We start from the raw sequence: 21,159 nt of genomic DNA on the forward strand, positions 1-21,159 counted from the left end.
TATTTATCTGTCTGTAAGGCTTTATGAAAGCTGGTCAGGATCCTTGAATAGCAGTGGCAACGTCACGACAACTTCCGTGCCCAAACCGAGCTCGCTTTTAATAATTAATCCGTAAGCTTCCCCGTAATTCAATCGAATGCGATCATTCACATTCGCAATCCCAATCCCGCATAAGGACTCCACTTTCTTCTCATGCAACAACGCTTCCATCGTCCGCTGCTCCATTCCTTTCCCATTGTCCGTAACGGTAAGGATCAGTTGATTATTGTACTGTTTACCGGTAATTTTGACGATCCCCATCGCTTCCTTGCCGTAAAATCCATGAATAATCGCATTCTCAACAATAGGCTGCAGAAGAAGCTTGAGAATGTATGTCTTGGTTATCTCCTCATCAAAATCGTATTCGACTTTAAAACGGTCACCATAGCGAACTTTCATAATATGAATATATTTTTCTAAGCTTTGCATTTCATCAAATAGCTGGATATAAGATCCACCGCGATGAAACGTAGAAGATAGCAATTTTATGAGAGAATCTGTCATTTCTACTAAATTCGTCGCCTTCGATAGCATGGCCATGATCTTGATCGCATTGAGCGTATTGACCAGAAAGTGCGGATTAATTTGAGATTGAAGTGCGTCGATCTCTGCACGGTTTTTCAATTTTTCTTGTTCTTGCCTTTCGATAATGAGCTCTTGCATGCGCACTGCCATATTCTGAAATGTTTTCCCGAGTGAATAAATTTCTAATGGACCTTGAAGATCTAAATCTACTTGGAAGGAGCCGCTTTTCATTTTATTCATTTGATAGATTAATGATTTGATAGGCCCAACAATACTTCGAACAAGGAAGAACGACACAATGAGAAATAAGACAAGCCCTGCGGCAGACACATTTATAATAAACGAATATATTTGCTTAACCTGTGCAGTCATCTGATCATAGGGCGTAATGTAGATAATTTTCCACGCGGTTCGTTCCATCGTCATAAAGGTTACAAACATCTTGCCATCTTGTTCGATCGTTTCAAAATGACCATTTTTCTGATTTCGCGCCCCTTCAATCGTTTGCTTTTCAATCGTATTATTTTTATCTTCGCTCGTATCCAGCATGATATTTCCATTGCCGTCGAGGATGATGTAGCTGCCGTTTTGGTTGGAGCTGGACTCGGCCAGATTCTCGAACATCTTGGCTTGAATCACGAAATAGATCATTTCAACATCATTAAATGACTTCTCAAATTGCGGGGCAATGGCAGCGGATACGATATATTTATCGCCCGATTGAATCAGTTCATTCTCTTCGGAACCGAACAACATCACACGTCCTTGGTTCTTGAGCGCTTGCTTATAGAGAGACGTGCTTTTCAATAAATTTTCGTCAATGCGCGTGTTAATGTTATGAAAATGGGTTCCCTCAAAGAAATAAGCGCCTCCATCACGATAAACAAACATCGCTGAAACGATGTCAGGCATATCGTGCAAATAGCTCTTTATTTGATTTTCAATTTGGCTGGAATAGCTGAATTGCTCGTTAGATTGGCTGCTGCGATGGAAAGCGGTGGCAAGGGAGATGAGATTTTTATCCGTGGCAATGGCGGCACTTGTCCTAATATATCTACTCTGCTCTTGGTCGATGGAATACGATACTTGCTCCAGCGTTTGCATCGTGCGTGAAGTGATGTTGGTCAGCAAAATATCTGTGTAAGCCCGTAATGATAAAGAAGTAACCAAAGCGATCGGCATGACAATTACACAAAAGAACATGACATACAGAATCGATGTGATTGGCCATCTTTTTTTTATCATACGCATGTAAGCGCCCCCATTTTATAAAGCTCCTGTTGTTCGACAATATTCTACAATAACTATCGTCATTTTAGAATGGATCATAGGTGGCGTCAATTCCACAAAAAATCCCAAATATCTCCTTCTAGCACAAGAGGAAGACAACATGTCTTCCCCCAAATGTATCTACACAACTTATTCCTTCATTGCACCGTCCATTAATCCAGCGAAAATGAATTTACGCAAGATCAAATACATCAAAATTGTCGGTAGCATGACCACAATAATAGCCGCTGAGAGCTCATTCCAATACGTCGCTCGTTCACCTACGAACGTCATCAGAGCCGTCGATAACGTGCTTAATTTCTTGGAAGGCATATATAAGTAAGGGATGTACATGTCATTCATGATATCTACCGCTTTAATAATGGCTAACGTGGCCGTGGCCGGAAGCATGAGCGGAAATAAAATAGAGCGGAAAATTCGGAAATACGATGCCCCATCCAGTAAAGCACTTTCGTCGAGCTGTTTGGATATTTTCTCAATAAACTGTAAGTAAATGAAAATTTGCATCAAATCGGTTCCCGCATAAATAATGAGCGGGGCAAAGAGTGTGTTATAGACGCCCAATGACTTAATGGTTTGAAAACGAGCCACTTCCGTCGTATAGGTAGGCACAACAGACGCTACGATAAATAACAGGAATATCGTTTTCTTGAAACGGAAATTGAACCGATTGAGAACGAAAGCTGTCATCGCCCCCAGGATGGCATTGATAACCACACTTGAGACGGTGATGCTGATGGAATTCAGAAATCCGACGAGCATATTCGTCATCTCGAAGACAACCTTGAAATTTTGGAATGACCAGCTGTTCGGAAGGGAGAATGGCGAACCTGAGGCCAGCTCCGGCGCTGATTTGAAGGCTGCGAAAACAACGACAAGCAGGGGTATGAAGATACTCAGCGTGATCCCGGATAACATGACGTAATACAAGATTTTGCCGAGGTTAGCGAAAAAAACGGCTTTTTCCAGCTTTTGCGATTTGGTTGCGATTTGTAGGTGGGACTTGCTCATTATTCTTTTTCTCCCTTCTCACGGATCAATAAGTTTTGAATGAACGTAAACACAATAATCATCACCATTAACATAATGGCCATCGCGGAAGCCAAGCCGTAGCTATTGAATTTGAACGCGGTATTGATGGTGAAAATCGTAAACGTACTGCTTGCATTTCCCGGTCCTCCTTGTGTAACGAGAAACGGAATATCGAATACCTGGAGTGCGCCGCGAATATTTAGGAACAAAATAATTTCAATGACGCGTCGAATCCCCGGCAGCACGATAAAGCGAATTTGCTGCATTTTGTTCGCCCCGTCAATGGTCGCAGCCTCGTAAAGATCGTTTGGAATCGACTGTACCCCTGCCAGAAATAAAATGATATGAAAGCCTGCAAACCGCCATAGCGAAATGGCGACAAGTGAATAATTAACAATGTTAACGTCACTGAGCCAGTTATGAATCCAGCCCTCCAAACCTACGGCAGTCAACAGCTCATTCACGGGACCGTTCACGGGGTTATACAAATAACTAAAAATATAAGCCACAGCTACACCATTAATAATGTAGGGCAGCAAAACAATTGAGCGAAAAAATTCGCTCGCCCGCATTTTCGCATTCAACATGACAGCAAGTAAAATCTCAAACGGAATAAGCGCGGCGTGGATAATAAAATAAAGCCAGTTATTCGAAAGCGATTGCCAGACTTGCGACATTTTGAACGCTTTCAAGTAATTATCCCATCCTACAAAATGTAAGTCTCTGCTGATCCCATTCCAATCGGTCATACTGTATTGAAACAGTTTCACTGTAGGATAAATCAAAAATAACAGTAGCAATCCTATCGGCAATGCCAGAAAAGAAAAAATAAGTACTCTCTTTTGCATGATGTTATTCATGTATCTCCCTCATTCCATCCTAATTTAAAGCTAATTCTAGAGAGATTGGACACGCTTTCACATGATAATTTTTGTGCTTTCGATTGATAATTTTTGTGTACATACAGCAAAAACCGACTTAGCCACTTTTCCACAGTGACTAAGTCGGTTTTTTTAGCTATATTCCAGAAAAATGCACCCTTTTCAAAATATTTTTGACGTTCGACAGTAGACAACATTTATTGCTATATACAGGTGAATTTCACCTACACTATAATAATAAAACAGCAATGAAAAGGGCAAATCATTGGAAACAATGAGACGCAAAGCCATGGCCTAACGCATTCCGAATGGGATGCTATGGTTGACAGGTTGCCGGATATGAAGGGGATGATCCTTTATTCGGGATGATCCTTTTTTTATTTCGTGAAAATCGTAGGAGGGCTCTCTTTTGCCAATTGCAAGTATCTCCGTTCTTATAGCCGTTTGCGGTGCACTGGTCGGTCTTCTAGTAGGTCTTCTTGTCGCATTCCGAACGAGAGCCATCCGTTCGAGGTTCCTTATTGGGGCTTCCATTTATGAATCAGCCATCGATTGTATTCTCATGTTTACATCTAAGGGCAAGATTATTGAATTTAATCCTGCAGCAGAAGCCATATTCGGATACAAGCGTGAAGAGGCGCTTAAACGTACTTTATTCAATTTCCTATTTCCGATCGATCAGGATGGACAAGCTGCTGCTAGTTTATATCAACTGCTGCATCAGAAGTCTGATTCCATCGTGGGCAAACGCATCGAAATTACGGCTTACCGGGCAGACCGCAGCACATTTCCGGCCGAAATTATCATAACGGATATGGTTTATGGGAGAAATAAGATGTATACAGCCAGCCTGCGTGACTTATCCGAAATCAGGAAATCCGAAGAACAAATGCATCAATTAGCGTACTTTGATCATTTAACAGGATTGCCTAATCGCAATCAATTTAATGAGCTTTTTGAGCGTGCTCTATCTCGTGCTCAACATAACAATGAGACCCTAGGCGTTATGTTTCTGGATGTTTATCGGTTCAAATGGATTAATGACTCCTTCGGTCATTTGATTGGGGATCACGCGCTTCAAAGATTTGCTGCTTTACTTGCTAATTGTTTACCCTTGCATGGATCCGTCTCCCGATTGAGCGGGGATGAATTTGTCATCTTACTTCCCCAAGGGGATCAACACTCGATGATGGAGCAAGCCCAGAACATCATCGCCTTGCTGGAGATTCCTTTTCATATGGAAATTGGCGACATTTATGTGTCTACGAATATTGGGATTTCCATGTATCCCTTCGATGGAGATACGCAGCAGCTTTTGCTTAATCATGCAGACCAAGCCATGTATGCAGCTAAAGAGCAGGGGCGAAACAATTACCAATTTTTCCAACCAGGTATGCAAATGAAATGTTCCCAGAGAATTGTTTTTGAACAATATTTGCAAGGTTAGCTGAACCCTGCCTTCGGAAAAGTCGATTAATCCGAGCACTGGACGCCATTGTAGTTCATGTCTACCGAAACGAAGTGCAACGGAAATCCTCGGAAATCGGACCACCAGGACCTCTGTGTACCGTTTAGCCCCAGAACTAGCCGAGCTTGGTAAAATTGCGCACCCACGGTACCCATCACGCCTTCTATCGAGTTAGTCGATTTTTTCGACTAATTCCATTCGCAGGGCCACTTCTCTACGCTTTCCTCTATGAACTAACGCGTCCACGGAGGAATTTAGCCGACTTATTAAGCCAAACAAGAAAAGGCCTTCCCCTCACCTCAATGAGATGTGGGAAGCCCCTCTGGGTATTCATATATATTTGATCAAAATACTCTCTACATGCTCCAAATGCTCACGCATCGCCTCAGAAGCCAGCACCGGATCTCCGCTTAGGATCGCTTCATAAATGACCTTATGTTCCTTCAAAAGCTGGACAGCCACTTCCTGATTCGCATATAGCTCCGCACGGCGGATGTCGCGAATCATCATTTCCATCGCATTGCGGATCGAGTCACATGTCTGCACCATAATCGCGTTATGTGTCGCTTGCACGAGCAGCTCATGGAAGGCAAGATCGGTTCGTTCACCCTCAGCGTCGTCGCCTACGGAGTTCTCCATGTCTTGCATGATGAGCTGAAGCTGCGCTAAGTCCTCAGCCGTTCGTTTTCGCGCAGCAATGGATGCGATTGAGATTTCTAGAGATTGTCTCACTTCCATGAGCTCGAGGAGCGTCGTGCGATTCATGCGAAGAGACGTCCACTCCGGTAGGGAAACCTCGGCAGGTGCTTGCCGAATGACGCGACATGCGCCGCCTTGCCGGATCTCTATGAGACCCATCGCCTTCAAGGCGCTGAGTGCTTCCCTCATTGTGGAACGCCCGACGCCGAAGCGTTCGGACAACTCCTTCGTCGAAGGAAGCTTATCCCCCATCTTCAATTGTCCCTGCACGATCATCTCTTTGATCTGTTGGGCGATCTCGTCATAGTGATTCTGTTTCTGCAGCTTCATAACTTCCATATGAGTACCTCTTCTATCCGATAAGTAGCACGTGCACAATCCCTGGACCATGAACACCGATCGTCAAATCGTTCTCAATGTCCGCCGAACGGCTCGGACCGGATATGAAATGGATGCCGGCAGGCAGGTCTTTCCTTGCTATCTGATCGAGTGGGGCGAGTATTTCGCCTAGTCTCGTTCGCAATCGTTCAATCGGCAGCAGGACGATCAAAGCCGTAGGAAGCAGGCTCACCGATCTGCCCTTTTCTTTCGATGATAACACAGTTAGTGATCCCGTGTAAGCCGCCGCATGATCCGCTAGGACAATGCCCAGATCAGCATTCGCTGCGCTGGCCTTCCAGTTCGTATCCTCATCGGTATTCCAAACGGAGAGATCGACTTGTGGCAGCGCATCGGCTAGTTCCAGCGCATGCAGCTCCGCTTGATCCTGGTGGATAACACGCTTCACACTTAACGTGTTGACGAGTTCTTGGATGGTTGCTTTCGCGGCTTCCATCGAAGGTACTCTGACGACGTACCCGCCTGCGGCATGGAAGTTCGTCGTGAAGTTCTCTATGCGCTCCTCAGGTGACCAGTTAAAAGATTTCCAGCTATCCGAAGCCCCTTGGAAAGGATGCGCAGGCTTCTCGATTACCCGTGCACGCCCTAACTTCTGGGCGATGCCTTCGATGAAACGTTCCTGCTCAGCTAGGGATTGCTGATCCAGCTCATTTAACTTCTCCTGCCATTCTGGCGTAATGTCTCGTTTAGCCATGATGATGTCCTCCCTTTTTGCCCCGTGCTGCCAATGCCTCAGCCATTCTTGCTTGGATTGCAGGATCGGCCTCCGTTAGTCCATGGCGAATTTCTTGCTCGAGTGTTTTCCAGCCGTCACGGAAAGATGCCTTCGGCAGGCTTGGCGTCACACGATACGAATTCCACCCCTTGAGCGGCCCTACTTTCAGTCGGATGCCACCGTCACGAACGACTAGCTTTTGGCCGATTCTACCCAGTTTGAGCACGGCGTTAAAACGCTTCGAGTTCCCCATCACCGCAGCAAAGCCCTTCATACCCGCTGCCTCGATCTTGTCGCCGTGACCTGCTTCGACCTTGCGTCTGCGCAGTGAGACGAGCATGTCGTGAAGCGGAATCTTCACCGGGCAGGCCTCATAGCAGGCTCCGCAAAGGCTTGAAGCGTTGGCGATGTCGTCCCATTCCGCCACGTTTTTCTTGAGCGCCGGCGTGAGCACCGCGCCGATCGGGCCGCTGTACGTGCCGCCGTAAGCATGGCCGCCAATATGGCGGTAAACCGGGCAAGCGTTCAGACATGCGCCGCAACGGATGCAGTTAAGCAGCTCTTGAAACTCAGGATCGCCGAGTTGCTGCGAGCGACCGTTGTCTACAATGATGATATGCATCTCTTCCGGACCATCCGCATCTACGTCTCTGCGCGGGCCCGTGATACCGGACATGTACACGGTTAGCTTTTGCCCTGTTGCCGAACGTGGGAGCAAGGTCGCCATGACCTCGAGGTCCGCCCACGTAGGAATAATGCGCTCCATCCCCATAAGCGTGATTTGCGTCTTGGGCACCGTTGTGACCATGCGGGCGTTGCCTTCATTTTCGAACAGGACCATCGATCCGCTCTCCGCAATGGCAAAATTACAGCCCGTCATCCCAATATCTGCTTCCAAGAATTTCTCTCTTAATTTCTTACGAACATAACCCGCCAGAATCGTCGTATCCGGAGCCAACGTCTCCCCAGCATCCTTCGACAGCAGCTCGGCGATTTGATATCTATTTTTATGAATAGCAGGAATGATGATGTGGGATGGCGTTTCATCCGCTAGCTGAATGATGTACTCGCCTAGATCCGTTTCAATCGCTTCAACGTTAATGGAGGCCAGCGCCTTATTCAAATGCAGCTCCTCGGTCACCATCGACTTAGATTTGACGACGGTTTTTGCTTCCTTCGCGGCTGCAATCTGGAGTGAAATCTGTACAGCTTCAACATCCGTATCGGCAAAATGCACATGAACCCCATTCGCTCTCGCATTGTTCGCAAACGTCGTTAAGTAATAATCCAAATGCGCGATCGTATGCAGCCGAATCTGTCTGCCGCGCTCACGCCAGTCGTCCCAGTTCCCGTGATCTGCTGCTGCCTTAAGCTTACCGCCGCGCAGTCGCTCCGTTGTAAACTTAACGGCCTTGCGCAGAAACTCATCATTTAGCGCTAGATCTGCCCGCTCCTTAACCGTTGACTTTCCCGTCGCTTGACTCATGCGCGCTTCACCCCTTCATATAGCAGCTCAGCTAGATGCATAACTCTCACTGGCTCGTTTCGATAGCGCAAATTGCCCGCAATATTCATCAAGCAAGCCAAGTCCAGTCCAACCAGCACCTCTGCCTCGGTTTCTTTCACATGATCGACTTTCTCCTGCACCATCGCACCGGAAATATCGGCCATTTTCACCGAAAACGTCCCTCCAAATCCACAGCAATCATCGGCAAAAGGAAGCGGCACTAGCTCCATTTCTTTTACATTTTGCAAAAGGGCAAGCGGCTCTGACTTGACGCCGAGCAGCCTGCTTCCGTGGCAGGAGGGGTGATACGTCACTTTATGTGGAAAAACAGCACCCATATCCGTGATATTAAGGACACTTACAAGGAACTGCGTAAATTCGTACGTTTTGTTCTGAAGCTGCGTGGCTTTCTCCATCCATTCCGGCTCATCCTTAAATAGATTCGCGTAGTGATGAATCATATACGTGCAAGAGCCTGAAGGTGAAATCACAAAATCACTATCTTCAAAAGCAGTAAGAATCGTCTTCGCTGTCGCACGCGCCTCATCCCAGTAGCCACTGTTATAAGCAGGCTGGCCGCAGCAGGTTTGTACCGTTGGCAATTCCAACAGGACACCGTAATGACCGAGCAGACGTGCAATCGCTTCGCCCACCTTCGGATATAGTGCATCACTTAAACACGTAATAAATAAGGAAACCTTCATGAGAAGCCCCACTTTCTTTCGTAAACTTATCAGGTTGTCAGACAAGTTGAGTGTAACATAAACCCCCTTGTCTTGAGAAGGGGTATATGTGGGATCTGTAAAATAATCTTCTACTATGCTTAACTATGCTTTTGGGTCCTTATCGAGCTTGGTAGGCAGAAGATATGCCTGATTATATTCCTTACAATACAGGAAATGAACAGTGAAGCTATGCTTTGCCGCGATCATAACCGGATTATTAATCCCGCGATTGTAAGGAAATGCTGCAAAAATCGAAATAAAACGGGATCCACAGTTACGGATCCCGTTTCAATACTTTGAACTATTATTCCTTCACCTTCACCTTTATCTTAACTAAACTCGCGCCTGCGAGGCAAAGCAAACCAGAGTCCATCGAGCCAAGCTAGCTCCTGTTCCGTTTGAAGGTATCTATTAAGCAAATCTCCCGTTACTTGAATGAACAAAACTAGGGGATCGCCGCTGCATTATATTTTTCGCCTATAACAAACCATCCAACCAATCATAGGCCACTTGCCCAGAGATTTGATGGCCGCCCTCGAACAGATCCAGCTCTAGCCGATCTCTGACCTCCAGCAGGGAATAAACCGTACTGAGCGCTTCGTAAGCTTGTAGAGTACCGTGTTCAGGGAAAATGCGGTCGTCTTTACCGGCTTCGATAAGTAAAGGACGCGGCGCGATCAGGCTAAGTACGTCTGGCATCTCCGCCGCTAAGGAGAGTCCCGGCACATAATTGTCGATACAATGGCGGACCGAGAAAAGGCTGGCCTGAAACGTGTTCGCGAACCCGCTGACGACAGCCGCTGAAATCCGCTCGTCAACGGCGGCCATATACGAGCAGACCAATCCGCCGCCTGAGATGCCCATGCAGCCGATCCGATCCGCATCGACATCGTCACGAGTCAACAGATAGTCCACACAACGCATGGTTTCAAACACACGGTAAGATGCAATCGTTTTGCCGACCGCCAGTAAAAAGCTTGAGATCCGATTGCACGAGTTCGGTTCATTTTTGTCCTCCGTCAACCTCCGGTCTCCAAATCCGAGCAGCTCCGGCGCTGCAACGAGGAACCCTTTCTTCACCAGCTCAACGGCAAAATTGTTCTGGTAGCCGGCTTCGCCCATTTTGTCGGACCCGTCGGGATTCAGTCCAACGATATCCCTGCTGCCGTAACCGTGACCGTGCAAGGCAATGACAGCCCGCCGCTTCCGATCGGCCTGCTTGGGGATAAGCACATACACCGGCATAAATAGCCGCTCGAACGTTTGAATTTGAATCCGTTGTCTCGTGTATTCTCCGCAATCCACCGATTCCAATAGTTCAAGGGAGAGCGCTGGAGACTGCTCTGGGAAACCGCCTAACAGCGTGACAAAATGCTCCCTAAATTCGTTCCGCCATTGCTGCCAATCGGCCCTCGACTGTCCTTTGAAGCTGTGGGAAGGTTGAATGCCTTCGTATACATGCTTCAAATAATCGTCTGGATTCCACATGATTTCCACCCCTTCAGCTAATCTTACCCGAAAAAGACAAGCGCTACGTCAAGCTCGCCTCGATGCTTCAGCTTTGTGGACAAGGCGGCCTGCAGCAGCGGTGTACGATCGTATTGTAAGCTCTTCATTTCGATGCGGCCGTCCGTAATCGTCATATAATGCGCTTTCTTGCATGGATCGTCAGGTCTTCGATACGAAACACTTCCCGGATTCATCCAGAGCTCGTGGTTGTCCAGGTAATGGATGGCTCTCCGATGCGTATGACCGAAAATCATTCGCTTCTGCTGCATGCTCCTGATCGGCTCCTCAGTCTGCTTTTTCCAGAAGCTGTAATACTGATCGAGACTGGGGATGGTCTCGTAATTGTTGTACATATGCTGCATGCTGTACCCGATGGCATCCATCGTGAACGCCAAGGAACAAGGCAGCTTTTCCAAAAATTCGATTTCCGTCTCGCTGAGCTTCTGCGCATTGTCATGCGCCCAGGTTCGGTCCTCAACCGGGACATTCCACAATTGATCTTGGTTTCGATATAAGGCAGCTACACGCTCATCATGGTTCCCTTTTACACACAAGGCTTTGTGCTCCCTGACCCACTGCAGCACTTCCTTCGGATAAGGCCCATAATCGACTAAATCGCCTGCACAATAAATGACCTCGCTGTCTTTCTCTTGTTTCCAAATGGCTTCTAAAGCATAAATATTAGCATGGATATCGGAAATAATCAGTGCCTTCAATGACGGGCCTCCTCACACCAATCGCACGATTCGAACACAGCCTTCATAACCTGGCATTGTTACATATTGCTTTACTTCTCCGGATACGCGTTCTTCGTGTTCGAAGTGCACATGCCCGCTGAAAATACCATGCAGCGATTTGGCCGCATTGGCCTTAATCAAATCATAAAACGCTTGTGTAGAAGCATCGGTGTCACGCACTTGCCATTTCACCTTTTTGGGTTCGCTCCAGCCTGGCGCCGCCATCAGAATAGGTGCTTGCCATTTCGCAATGCTTTTCTCCACCAATTCGGGAAGGTAGATCGGAATATGCATGAACAGCAGACAAGGAACCGGCGAGGCCAGCAGTTCGTTGAGTGTGCTCAACTGTTCGGCATCGATCTGGTAATTACTGTTGTCGACCGCAATGAGTCGCATGCCCGCTATGTCTTTCACCTGCACCGCAGGATGGCCATGCGAGAACGGCATAAAGCTGGGGTAGAACTGTGAGCGTGTATCTTCATTCCATGGGCAATGAGGAAAATGCCAGTCATGATTTCCCATCGTATACAAATAAGGAGCCCGGAGGTTCTTTAGACCGTCGGCCAGTGCCTCCAGATTGGCTGCACTTGGATAGTGAATAATATCGCCTGTGAAGACGACGGCATCTACATTACGCTGATTAGCGAGCTGCACAATGTGATCCAGATACATTTTACGCGAAACAGGATAGGGTGAATCCTTCGGAAGGTACTGATCGAACAAATTGCGGTACTCATCCGCATATTGCAATGCTTCCGGATCGCGCCCATCCGCCTCAGTCAAATGGAGATCCGTCACATGAAGCACGGTAATCGCCTGGTTCAACCCCTTGACGCCTACGACAGTTTCGGTTGGATGCAGAATGTTATTCATCGATATTGAAGGACAATTCACAGCCAGATTCGGTTTCATACCGGTTTGTTACGGGATTGAATACTTGCAGATTTATCGTTTTTTCATGCCTATTATAATTCACCACTCTGATGCGGCCCTCCCCTCCGTTTTCCTTGCTCTGCCAGTTTTGAAAGCATTGGATCACGGTGTTCCCGTGTATCCCTTGATCGGTCCGGTGACTTAGATTTCCATCCACATGATGACCAGAGAAAACCGCCGTAACGTTCTTATGATGGCGCAAAACCCCCTGCCACATATCTTCCCCGTCGTTGGCATCTGGTATCGCTGCGTATATTTTAGGATTATGGTCGTCGCCCGGCTTTGTTCGCTCTCCATGCATATACATGTAGGAATGGGTAATAATGATGGCCTTCCGCTCCTCATGCTGCCTTAACAGTTGTCCTGCCCATTCCATCACACAATCTCTCGGACCAAACTCCAATATGAGGATGATGAAGGAAACTCCTTCTGCATCGAACAAAGCGTACGTGTTCTCGGCCTTCCCTTCCTCAAACACACCGCCGAACCACGGCTTATGCTGAAACCGGTGAACGCCGACATACTTATTGAACATGCTCAAGCTTCTGCTGGGATCTACAGGAAGACTGGCCAGCGAGGAGATGCGCATATCGTAATCATGATTTCCTGGCGCGATGAGCAGCGGAATATCGGCATCATAAATCAATTGCAATGCTTGAACTGCATTCTCATACTCATATTCATATTCAGCGCCTCGATCGACTAGATCGCCTAAATGCAAGACGAACTTGATGTTCAGCTCGCTCGCACGGTCAACGATGCACCTTGTCATGGTGGTGAAAACCTCCGGATACGACTTAGCTAATGTTTGGGTATCCGGAATAATGATAAAGCTAAATTCTTCATTCGCTGACATAAAGATATGCACCTCCATTTCGATAAAGCGCCAACAATTCATCCATCGAATCAACGATTATATTCGGTTTGGGGGCCGGTTTAAGCTTCTACATTCGTATCTCTAAAAAAGACAGAACCAACAAGCAGTTCTGTCTTTCTTCATTTGTGCCTCGGATCTGATCTACAAATCAATGCCTTCCGTAATCATATCTTGCGGCATGTGCCCCACATAGTTGACCATCCGCAGGCTAACGGAACCGTCATCCTCAACGTCGACCCGAGTGATCGCGGCATGCGAGAAGCTGAAGCGATTATGATCGCACGGCTCACATCCCATTAGTTCGTTCAGAAAGACCGAACCGAACGCAGCGTGACAAACAACGGCGATGCGGACGTCGGCACCTGCGTATGTCTGCCGAATAGCGTCAATCGCCTGTCTGGCGCGACCATAGGTTTTCTCCCTCGTTTCCGCTTCCAACCCTGGCTGCCAGACGTCCGGGCAATCGAATTGCTGACTTGGCTGAGCTCCCTTGAATACTTCTCCAAGCTGCGACAGCCTTGGATAATGCTCGCTTTGGGACGCTCTTATAGCAGCCTTTTCTGCAGCGTGGGCCTCATATTTCCCTTCGAGCTCCAATTGGCGAATCGCCGGCCAGCCTCTGCGGTCCGTTTCACAAAGGATAGACCATACGTGCCAGGGCACGTTTATCCTGCGGTAAATGGCTTCTGCCGTTTGCAGCGCCCGCTGCAACGAACTGGAGTAAATCGCATCCAGACGTCCCCAGCTTGCAAATTGTTCTCCTACACATGCCGCCTGCGCTTGTCCGCGCACACCAAGCGGAGCATTTGGGTGACCGGGGTAGCCCGGCTCCTGATCCGCAGGTTGGGCATGTCTAACCACATAGATTCTTATTGTCATCGGTACTCACAAACCTCCCATGTGTTACTGCTTGATGTGTGTCCTAAAATTGATTTCGGTACTCACCGGCGACTTCCCTTAGCTGCTCTATTTCTCGTTTCATGGCAACGGTTAATCCATTTGCAGAGTTTGAGCGTGTTGTTAAGCCAATAGGCAAGCCTTCTAATTGTAAATGATACTTTGCGTTAACCGGATATAGCTGACGTTCGAGAGCTGAAGCAAGGCCAAGGAAACCTTGCAATCGCCTTGCAGCTGCCGGATTCTCTACACTCAACTCCAACAATTTCACATATAAATCTGGGTGAAAGTTGGCCATCACGCCGCTGAACCCAGCAGCCCCGAGCTTAAGCGATTCAAGTATGGTTGCAGCATTTGCATTAAATAACTTCAGCCTGCTTCTATCTACGGCATCTAATTTCGCCTTGATTTGGTCGGGGTCGCAGCTCGTATCCTTGAGGAACAGGAACCTTTCTGTGTCTGCACACCACTTCAGCAGCTCTGGCGACATTAGTCGTTTGTATGGAACAGGACATTCATAGATTCCAAATGCCATATCCGGGATTTGAGACAGGATGGTCTCCGCATTCCGCTTCCACACTTCTTCAGACTCACTCACTTGGGCAAGCCGATTGCTCACCATGACGAATGCATCGATTCCGACCGCTGAGATCCGTTTGATTTCCTCAATTTGATCCTGGGTCGTTTCCGATGTATGCCCGGACGCGATAACCTGAACGCGCCCTGCTACGGTTTCTGTTACAAATTGAGCCAGTTGCACCCGTTCCTTCAAGGAAAGAAAAAACATTTCACTCGATTGGCAAACTGCGAACAAACCGTGAACCCCTTTAGCAATATACCACTCAATCAAATACTCCAAAGCGTGATAATCAATCTCTTTATTTTCTTTGAAAGGCGTCACCATTGTTGGCCAAACGCCATTATTAATTGCTGCCTTCATCAGCTTCCGCTCCATTTCAAGATGTACGTTTGTCCAACTCCAAGTTATTTACCGCCAGCTTTATTGTATTCAGCGGTATATTCCTCAATAATTTTGTCGCCGCCGTTTTTACGCCATTGCTCAATCGCAGCACGCAACTCGGCCTCGCCGATTTTACCCATAACAAATTGGATCTGACTATCAGTGACGCCCTTCATTAGCTGCGCACCTTTTTCTATATCGGTTTGAGAAATGAACGAACCTGCCGCAGAACTAACCATCACATTCGGATTGGCATCGTTCTCTTTAAACATTTTCTGGTATTTTTCGACCGCAGGTGGAAGGGTGCCCTTCATCGATAAAGAGCCGTCATCGATTCTCATCTGCATCATTGGCGTGTAGACATCCGTATACAATTTTTCGTCGAGACGCACTGGCTTGCCGTTATCCAATTTGTAGTGGACTCCCTCGACTCCCCAATCAAACAAGTCCTGCATTTTTTTGTCCATCAGCTTATCATAAACCGATAAAATCTGCTTTAACTGTGCTTCTGTCTTTATGTTGGTCTTCGGAAAAGTGAAAATTCCGTTAAATCCAAGGTCTGACTGTATTTTCCGTCCCTTTGGACCTTCCACCGTATCGATCACATCGAGTTTAGCCTGCGGATTCGCCTTCATGAGCTCGCCGAATCGAGTCGCAACATCGTCAATTTTCCCGAAATATACCCCTGCTTTTCCTTGGTTGAACAAATCCGAACTTGCCTTCACCACAGGGAAATCCTGATTTACTACTTTTTCATCGAAAAACTGCTTATATAGCTTGATTGAAGTCATAAACTCATCGGTCATAAATTCAGGAATGACTTTACCGTCTTTCACCCCCCATCCGGACGGCCCTCCATTCCAAACGACAAACGTTCCAAGTCCGCTTGGGCCGCTTGCCATGCTGATCCCAATTGTATCTTTTTTACCATTGCGGTCAGGGTCATCATTAGCGAAAGCGCGGATGACCTTGATCATGTCATCAAGCGTTTTAGGTTCCTTTAGCCCCAACGTGTCAAGCCAGTCCTTCCGATATAAGAGACCATTTCGCGTAAGCGGACGTGAGCGAGGAAGAGCATATACTTTGCCATCGATGGACAAATTTTTCAATGCCGTCTGGTTAAGCTTGCTCAAATTCGGATAATCCTTTAAGTATGGACCAATTTCCCAGAACATGCCTGATCGAGTCGCATTCACTAATGCGGTAGATTTGCTATCCCTTGCAAGTAATACTTGCGGAAGATCGCCTCCAGCCATCGTCGCGGCGAATTTGTTATCGTAAGCAGTGGAAGGTACCCAGGTAATCTCGAACTGTGCATTCGCATACTTTTGAATTTCCTGGAATATCGGATTATCTTTGCTTGGCGGCTCCGTTGTGTAAGAGATGTTCATCATGCTGATTTTTACTGGTTCCGCCTTAGCAGTTGCTTGCGAGGTGCCCGCCACACTTTTATTATCACTCTCCGTGCCGCCGCAACCTGCTAGAATACTGGTTGTGCTCACAATGCAAGATAGGACTACTGTCATTTTCAAGTGGTTCAATTTCTTCATGGTTAATCTACCTCCAGTTATTTTTTCGTTTAACCTTTAACCGAACCTAGCATAACACCCTTTGCAAAATGCTTTTGCAAGAATGGATACACGCATAATATGGGGAGTGTAGATACAATAATGGTTGCCATCTTAATGGTCTGTGCAACAGGGATATAGGTTTCACTAACCGCCTGGGCATCGCCGATTCCCCCCTCAGACAGAATGACAATTTGCCGCAGAAGCACTTGAATCGGCCATTTGGAGTAATCGTTAATGTACAGAATGGCGCTGAAAAAAGAATTCCAATGTCCCACAGAATAAAATAAGGCAAAGGTAGCCATGACAGGCATGGAAAGTGGAAGTACAATTCGAAAAAATATCCCCAAGTCATTACAGCCATCAATCTTAGCCGACTCCTCCAGCCCGGCAGGCAGCTGTTGAAAGAAGCTTCTCATTACGATCAAATTGAAGGGATTGATTGCACCTACAAGAATGACGGACCAATACGAATTTAAGAGACCCAACTGCTTTACAACAAGAAACGTCGGAATCATCCCACCGCTGAACAACATCGTGAAGAGAACCATAAGTACAACTACTTTTCTGCCATCCAAGTCTTTACGGGCCAATGGATAAGCCATGAGCGAAGTCAGAAGCAGGTTAACGAATGTACCCGCTATTGTAATCCAGCCTGTAACCAATAAACTCCTGGTCAATGTCGGGGTGGAAAAGATGTAGCGGTATGCGTCAAATGAGAACTGGGTCGGAAAAAGCGTGAAGCGATGCTGCAGCATTTCCTCCGGCGCAGTGAATGATGCGGCTAGTACATAGATAAAGGGGACAACAGTAACGATAGAAAATAAGAAGAGAAAGCTATTGTTAAGCCAATTGAACAATCGACTTGCGAGCGATTTGTCTTGCAGCATATCATCACCCATTCCATTCTTGATGTCATCTCAAGGCGGGCTCTGGCCCCTAATAGATGCCTTCTTCGCCAAATTTCTTAGCCAGCCAATTTGAGCCTACGACTAGCAGCAAGCCTATGATGGATTTAAATAAACCAACCGCGGTACTGTAGCTATATAAAGCGTTTTCAATTCCAGTTGTATAAACATAGGTGTCGAACACTTCTCCAACTTGGCGGTTCATAGCGTTCAGCATCAGCCATATTTGCTCGAAACCACTATCCAGAAAAGAACCCAGCCTTAATATAAGCAAAATGATGATCGTACTGCGAATTGAAGGGAGGGTAATATGCCACATTTGCCGCCAACGGTTTGCCCCGTCAATTCGGGCAGCTTCATACAAATCCAAGTCGACGCCAGCCAACGCTGCAAGGAAGATAATCGTCCCCCAGCCTGTTTCCTTCCAAATGACTTCCGCTGTAATCATCGGCCGAAACCATTCGGCGCTGACGAGAAAGGGAGCTTTTTCAAGTCCTAAGGCTGCAATGGCTTCGTTGACAAGTCCTCCTTCTGTTGTAAAGAAGATATAGACAATACCAACGACAACGACCCAAGAAACGAAATGAGGAATATAAGTAAGCGTTTGCACAACTCGTTTAAAAACAGCTGACCTAACTTCATTTAACATGAGCGCAATAGCAATCGGAAGCGGAAAGAAGAAAACTAAGTTATAAAAGGCTAGTACGATTGTATTGATGAAAAGCTTAGAGAAGGAAGGCTCGCTAAAAAATCGTACAAAGTGCTTCATGCCTACCCATTTGCTTCCTGTCATACCGAGAAATGGCTGATAATCCATAAATGCTATAGTTATCCCCCACATCGGCCAATACTTAAAGAGGATGAAGTACAATACGCCGGGTAATAGCATCAAATATAACCACCGGTTTCGTACCATCCGTCCTCCCAGCTTGGATCTAACTACAATCAAGCACAGTCCCCCCTAAATTCCGCAACCCAGCATATGTCTGATGTTCGGTGATTGTTGTCGCACATTCATCGTAGCGGGGAATGCGATAACACTCTACAATCATTTAGGGAGGTGTTTAAATACCATATAAATAAAGCATTCACGCTTGCGAAATAATCAAGAGAGACTGTAGCTCATACTCATGATTATCCGGACTGGCCGGTTTGGCGATATTGTCCCGGTGTAACCCCCTCCGTTTTGCGGAAGGAGCGGATAAAGTTTTGCGAATTGGTATATCTCAGCTTTTCGGCAATATCGGAAATCTTCATGTCGGTTTCGAGCAGCCACTTCTTTGCCATATTCATTCGATACGACATTAGATAATCACTAAAATTCATCCCGATTTCTTTACGGAAGACCTGCTTAACATAGCTCGAATGATAATTGATCCGCGATGCGCATAATTCAAGGGACAAGTCCTGATCATATTCCTCCCGGATCAGCTCAATCACTTTCTCCGAAATCGATTTGTACATGGCCGCCTGGTGTCGCTCCATCAGTTGGGCTGCAGGTTTGATGACACTGCGGCTAAACCATAATTCCATTTCCTGTGCTGTCTTAAGCTCGAAGATCCGATCAAACAAAGATTCTTCGTCAGGGTAAACCGACTCTACAGATTCCCCGGCGTTTTGCACGACCCGCAGCACTTCCGTCAGCAGGTGTAGCAGAATCGTCTGATATTCACGGTGTGTCATCTCTTGGCTGCAAATCTCTTCAATAAAGCGGCTGAACAACGTCTCTGCCCGCTGTGTATCACCGATTTGCACCGCTTCGACCAATTCATCCTCCATCTGCTTCGAAACAAGCGGATGCTGACGACGGCCAGGCTCCACATCCTCGATAAAAAGGACAGCCCCCGGTCCCAACCGAAGCCGATATTTCAATGCCTCACAGCTTTCCTCGTATGCGGTCCCCGTATGCTGCAAGTGCTGATATGGCCGACTGATCCCAATGCTGAGATCGGTCGCCAGATGCCGCTTCATCTCCTTTTGGATGAGATCTGCCGTCCGATGTAAAAACACCTTAAACTCGTCTACCGAAGCCTGATGGCTGCCCAGCAGCACCGTTGGCATGTGATTGATCAGTACGGGGTTCAACCTCAAATGATCAGGGATCATCTCGGTTAGGTACCGATTCATGGACAAGACAGCCCAATCCTGATTCTGTTCACGCTCATCGGAGCCTTCCAACTTATCAATTTGCAATGACAAGATGCTCATCCATTTCCAGTTGGCAGAAAGATCGAGCGATCTGCATTTTTCCTCGATTTCTTCCGAGGATAAGGTGCCTTGAAGCAGCTTCATTGCAAACAGATCCTTTAATTGCCCTTGGTTGCTTTGCAATTGTTCAGCCATTTGCAGCTGCATCCGCTGGAATGAGAGAATGCGTTCCTCGATCAATCCGAGCTCATCACCTGCTGATTGTTCTTTGCCAGGCTTCCGTTCGCCTACGGTTATCGTGTACAGCTTGCGAATCGGGTTGTAGATCCCCCGGGAGCCTTGAAAGACGATCACGAACATTAAGGCCAGGATCAAAAGACCGTACAAAATGAGAATTTTCCCCATATCCCAAGATTCCTTGCTGATGACTTCAAAAGGAACGATGGTAAGGTAGGTCCACCCGTTGTAAGAAGATTTTCGATAAAGGATCTCGCTGCTTTGTCCATCGAGTTTCATGGAGAAATGTCCGCTGGAGGCGTTGGTTTGCAATAATGGTTCTACGTTCTGCATGGGAGACATCGATTGCCCGAGCATGGACTCCTCAGGATGAGCCAAGATGATTCCGGCTTCGTCCAAAACAATCGTCTCGCTCAACTCGTTTTGCGACAGCACTACCTGAATGGCACTGGGCGACAATTGAGCCACGATCAGCCCTTTCGGATGCAATGAATAGACAGGAAGCTTTTTTACCATATTTAAGCTTTGAATAAGTCCATTTGGTGTAGGTGAATCGTTCGGACCGCTTCGTTTTCCGACACTCCAAAACGAGCTTTTCGGATTCCCAATAAAATCCAAAAGCTCATGGGTATGATTCGAATCGTCTAATGGGGTCACGCCTTTGTTATGAAGCAGCCATCGATGCTCCATACTAAGCAGATACACATTGACCACGGGCAGCTCAAAGGACTGAAGACCCTGCATCCCCTCGAGCAACAGATCCGCTTGCTTATAATTATTCGGGGTCAAGTCTTGCTGCAGGGCATTATATACTTGAGTGGACATGCTAAACTGGGTCATCGAACTATCAAGCGCTTTCAAATCTTGCTCCAATCTCATTTGCGTTTGATGCAGCACCTGCATTTTTTCTTGAATGACCTTGTCTTCGATTCGGCCAGAGGCATCCATAAAGGAGATCCCGCCAAAGACGATGACAGGCAACGTGCAGATCGATAAACTGAATAAGATTAGTTTCATTAAATATTTGGATGGGCGCCAGTTAAGCATGTTTCCTCCTAGAATGCAAATGAAATGAGTGGAAAATGTTGGCATAGCTGTAATTCT

18 protein-coding genes and 1 riboswitch are annotated in these 21,159 nt (G+C 46.9%); of the genes, 1 reads left to right on the plus strand and 17 read right to left on the minus strand.

All coding sequences use genetic code 11. From position 1 onward, the window contains the following. Positions 1 to 21 precede the first annotated feature (21 nt). The 3 genes from AC1DVJ_RS12740 to AC1DVJ_RS12750 all read right to left on the minus strand — a co-directional run bounded on the left by AC1DVJ_RS12740 (position 22) and on the right by AC1DVJ_RS12750 (position 3,746). Entirely contained in the window at positions 22 to 1,815 is a 1,794-nt protein-coding gene (locus tag AC1DVJ_RS12740; protein WP_477591213.1) for a sensor histidine kinase, read from the minus strand. 168 nt (positions 1,816 to 1,983) lie between these two features. Next, on the minus strand, positions 1,984 to 2,865 hold the full coding sequence (locus AC1DVJ_RS12745) for a carbohydrate ABC transporter permease (RefSeq protein WP_477591215.1): 882 nt from the start codon (positions 2,863 to 2,865) through the stop codon (positions 1,984 to 1,986). After that, positions 2,865 to 3,746, minus strand: coding sequence for a carbohydrate ABC transporter permease (locus AC1DVJ_RS12750; protein WP_477591217.1), 882 nt, complete (start codon positions 3,744 to 3,746; stop codon positions 2,865 to 2,867). The genes AC1DVJ_RS12745 and AC1DVJ_RS12750 overlap by 1 nt, the downstream gene beginning before the upstream one ends. Before the next feature lie 267 nt (positions 3,747 to 4,013). Then, positions 4,014 to 4,105, plus strand: a riboswitch (cyclic di-GMP riboswitch). A gap of 71 nt (positions 4,106 to 4,176) precedes the next feature. Here AC1DVJ_RS12750 and AC1DVJ_RS12755 point away from each other — a divergent pair. Then, positions 4,177 to 5,214 (plus strand): diguanylate cyclase domain-containing protein, encoded by a 1,038-nt coding sequence (locus tag AC1DVJ_RS12755; RefSeq protein WP_477591219.1) that lies wholly within the window; start codon positions 4,177 to 4,179, stop codon positions 5,212 to 5,214. Positions 5,215 to 5,565: 351 nt separating this feature from the next. Here AC1DVJ_RS12755 and AC1DVJ_RS12760 read toward each other — a convergent pair whose 3' ends face one another. The 14 genes from AC1DVJ_RS12760 to AC1DVJ_RS12825 form a co-directional block, all read right to left on the minus strand. Next, positions 5,566 to 6,273 (minus strand): FadR/GntR family transcriptional regulator, encoded by a 708-nt coding sequence (locus AC1DVJ_RS12760; RefSeq protein ID WP_477591221.1) that lies wholly within the window; start codon positions 6,271 to 6,273, stop codon positions 5,566 to 5,568. A gap of 13 nt (positions 6,274 to 6,286) precedes the next feature. Then, positions 6,287 to 7,027 carry a LutC/YkgG family protein gene (locus AC1DVJ_RS12765; protein WP_477591223.1) on the minus strand — a complete coding sequence of 247 codons (741 nt, stop codon included), beginning with the start codon at positions 7,025 to 7,027 and terminating at the stop codon, positions 6,287 to 6,289. Further along, entirely contained in the window at positions 7,020 to 8,534 is a 1,515-nt protein-coding gene (locus AC1DVJ_RS12770; protein WP_477591225.1) for a LutB/LldF family L-lactate oxidation iron-sulfur protein, read from the minus strand. The genes AC1DVJ_RS12765 and AC1DVJ_RS12770 overlap by 8 nt, the downstream gene beginning before the upstream one ends. After that, the gene (locus tag AC1DVJ_RS12775; protein ID WP_477591251.1) at positions 8,531 to 9,259 is read right to left on the minus strand and encodes a (Fe-S)-binding protein; all 729 of its coding nucleotides are present in this window, start codon (positions 9,257 to 9,259) and stop codon (positions 8,531 to 8,533) included. The genes AC1DVJ_RS12770 and AC1DVJ_RS12775 overlap by 4 nt, the downstream gene beginning before the upstream one ends. Positions 9,260 to 9,757: 498 nt before the next feature. Beyond that, positions 9,758 to 10,768: an alpha/beta hydrolase family protein gene (locus AC1DVJ_RS12780; protein ID WP_477591227.1), complete on the minus strand. Its 1,011-nt coding sequence runs from the start codon at positions 10,766 to 10,768 to the stop codon at positions 9,758 to 9,760. A 23-nt stretch (positions 10,769 to 10,791) separates the two neighbouring features. Continuing rightward, complete coding sequence (locus tag AC1DVJ_RS12785; protein ID WP_477591229.1) at positions 10,792 to 11,505, minus strand: metallophosphoesterase family protein; 714 nt, start codon at positions 11,503 to 11,505, stop codon at positions 10,792 to 10,794. 12 nt (positions 11,506 to 11,517) lie between these two features. After that, positions 11,518 to 12,399 (minus strand): metallophosphoesterase family protein, encoded by an 882-nt coding sequence (locus AC1DVJ_RS12790; protein WP_477591230.1) that lies wholly within the window; start codon positions 12,397 to 12,399, stop codon positions 11,518 to 11,520. Next, positions 12,392 to 13,315 carry a metallophosphoesterase gene (locus AC1DVJ_RS12795; protein WP_477591231.1) on the minus strand — a complete coding sequence of 308 codons (924 nt, stop codon included), beginning with the start codon at positions 13,313 to 13,315 and terminating at the stop codon, positions 12,392 to 12,394. Before AC1DVJ_RS12795 ends, AC1DVJ_RS12790 begins: the two co-directional genes overlap by 8 nt. Before the next feature lie 162 nt (positions 13,316 to 13,477). Next, complete coding sequence (locus AC1DVJ_RS12800; protein ID WP_477591232.1) at positions 13,478 to 14,215, minus strand: histidine phosphatase family protein; 738 nt, start codon at positions 14,213 to 14,215, stop codon at positions 13,478 to 13,480. A gap of 43 nt (positions 14,216 to 14,258) precedes the next feature. Continuing rightward, complete coding sequence (locus AC1DVJ_RS12805) at positions 14,259 to 15,173, minus strand: dihydrodipicolinate synthase family protein (RefSeq protein WP_477591234.1); 915 nt, start codon at positions 15,171 to 15,173, stop codon at positions 14,259 to 14,261. 44 nt (positions 15,174 to 15,217) lie between these two features. Then, on the minus strand, positions 15,218 to 16,744 hold the full coding sequence (locus AC1DVJ_RS12810) for an extracellular solute-binding protein (RefSeq protein ID WP_477591236.1): 1,527 nt from the start codon (positions 16,742 to 16,744) through the stop codon (positions 15,218 to 15,220). 29 nt (positions 16,745 to 16,773) lie between these two features. After that, entirely contained in the window at positions 16,774 to 17,664 is an 891-nt protein-coding gene (locus AC1DVJ_RS12815) for a carbohydrate ABC transporter permease (RefSeq protein ID WP_477591238.1), read from the minus strand. A 37-nt stretch (positions 17,665 to 17,701) separates the two neighbouring features. Next, entirely contained in the window at positions 17,702 to 18,586 is an 885-nt protein-coding gene (locus tag AC1DVJ_RS12820) for an ABC transporter permease (protein WP_477591253.1), read from the minus strand. Between the two features lie 218 nt (positions 18,587 to 18,804). After that, positions 18,805 to 21,102, minus strand: a complete 2,298-nt coding sequence (locus AC1DVJ_RS12825; protein WP_477591240.1) for a helix-turn-helix domain-containing protein — start codon at positions 21,100 to 21,102, stop codon at positions 18,805 to 18,807. Positions 21,103 to 21,159: the final 57 nt, after the last annotated feature.

The sequence above is a fragment of the Paenibacillus sp. P4_A9 genome, from assembly GCF_056402415.1.

Bases quoted from the DNA above. Each gene is read 5' to 3' on its own strand.
- AC1DVJ_RS12740 (WP_477591213.1), bottom strand. From the start codon at position 1,815: ATGCGTATGATAAAAAAAAGATGGCCAATCACATCGATTCTGTATGTC.
- AC1DVJ_RS12825 (WP_477591240.1), bottom strand. From the start codon at position 21,102: ATGCTTAACTGGCGCCCATCCAAATATTTAATGAAACTAATCTTATTC.
- AC1DVJ_RS12760 (WP_477591221.1), bottom strand. From the start codon at position 6,273: ATGGAAGTTATGAAGCTGCAGAAACAGAATCACTATGACGAGATCGCC.
- AC1DVJ_RS12800 (WP_477591232.1), bottom strand. From the start codon at position 14,215: ATGACAATAAGAATCTATGTGGTTAGACATGCCCAACCTGCGGATCAG.
- AC1DVJ_RS12810 (WP_477591236.1), bottom strand. From the start codon at position 16,744: ATGAAGAAATTGAACCACTTGAAAATGACAGTAGTCCTATCTTGCATT.
- AC1DVJ_RS12820 (WP_477591253.1), bottom strand. From the start codon at position 18,586: ATGGTACGAAACCGGTGGTTATATTTGATGCTATTACCCGGCGTATTG.
- AC1DVJ_RS12795 (WP_477591231.1), bottom strand. From the start codon at position 13,315: ATGTCAGCGAATGAAGAATTTAGCTTTATCATTATTCCGGATACCCAA.
- AC1DVJ_RS12765 (WP_477591223.1), bottom strand. From the start codon at position 7,027: ATGGCTAAACGAGACATTACGCCAGAATGGCAGGAGAAGTTAAATGAG.
- AC1DVJ_RS12745 (WP_477591215.1), bottom strand. From the start codon at position 2,865: ATGAGCAAGTCCCACCTACAAATCGCAACCAAATCGCAAAAGCTGGAA.
- AC1DVJ_RS12780 (WP_477591227.1), bottom strand. From the start codon at position 10,768: ATGTGGAATCCAGACGATTATTTGAAGCATGTATACGAAGGCATTCAA.
- AC1DVJ_RS12805 (WP_477591234.1), bottom strand. From the start codon at position 15,173: ATGAAGGCAGCAATTAATAATGGCGTTTGGCCAACAATGGTGACGCCT.
- AC1DVJ_RS12750 (WP_477591217.1), bottom strand. From the start codon at position 3,746: ATGAATAACATCATGCAAAAGAGAGTACTTATTTTTTCTTTTCTGGCA.
- AC1DVJ_RS12770 (WP_477591225.1), bottom strand. From the start codon at position 8,534: ATGAGTCAAGCGACGGGAAAGTCAACGGTTAAGGAGCGGGCAGATCTA.
- AC1DVJ_RS12790 (WP_477591230.1), bottom strand. From the start codon at position 12,399: ATGAATAACATTCTGCATCCAACCGAAACTGTCGTAGGCGTCAAGGGG.
- AC1DVJ_RS12815 (WP_477591238.1), bottom strand. From the start codon at position 17,664: ATGGGTGATGATATGCTGCAAGACAAATCGCTCGCAAGTCGATTGTTC.
- AC1DVJ_RS12775 (WP_477591251.1), bottom strand. From the start codon at position 9,259: ATGAAGGTTTCCTTATTTATTACGTGTTTAAGTGATGCACTATATCCG.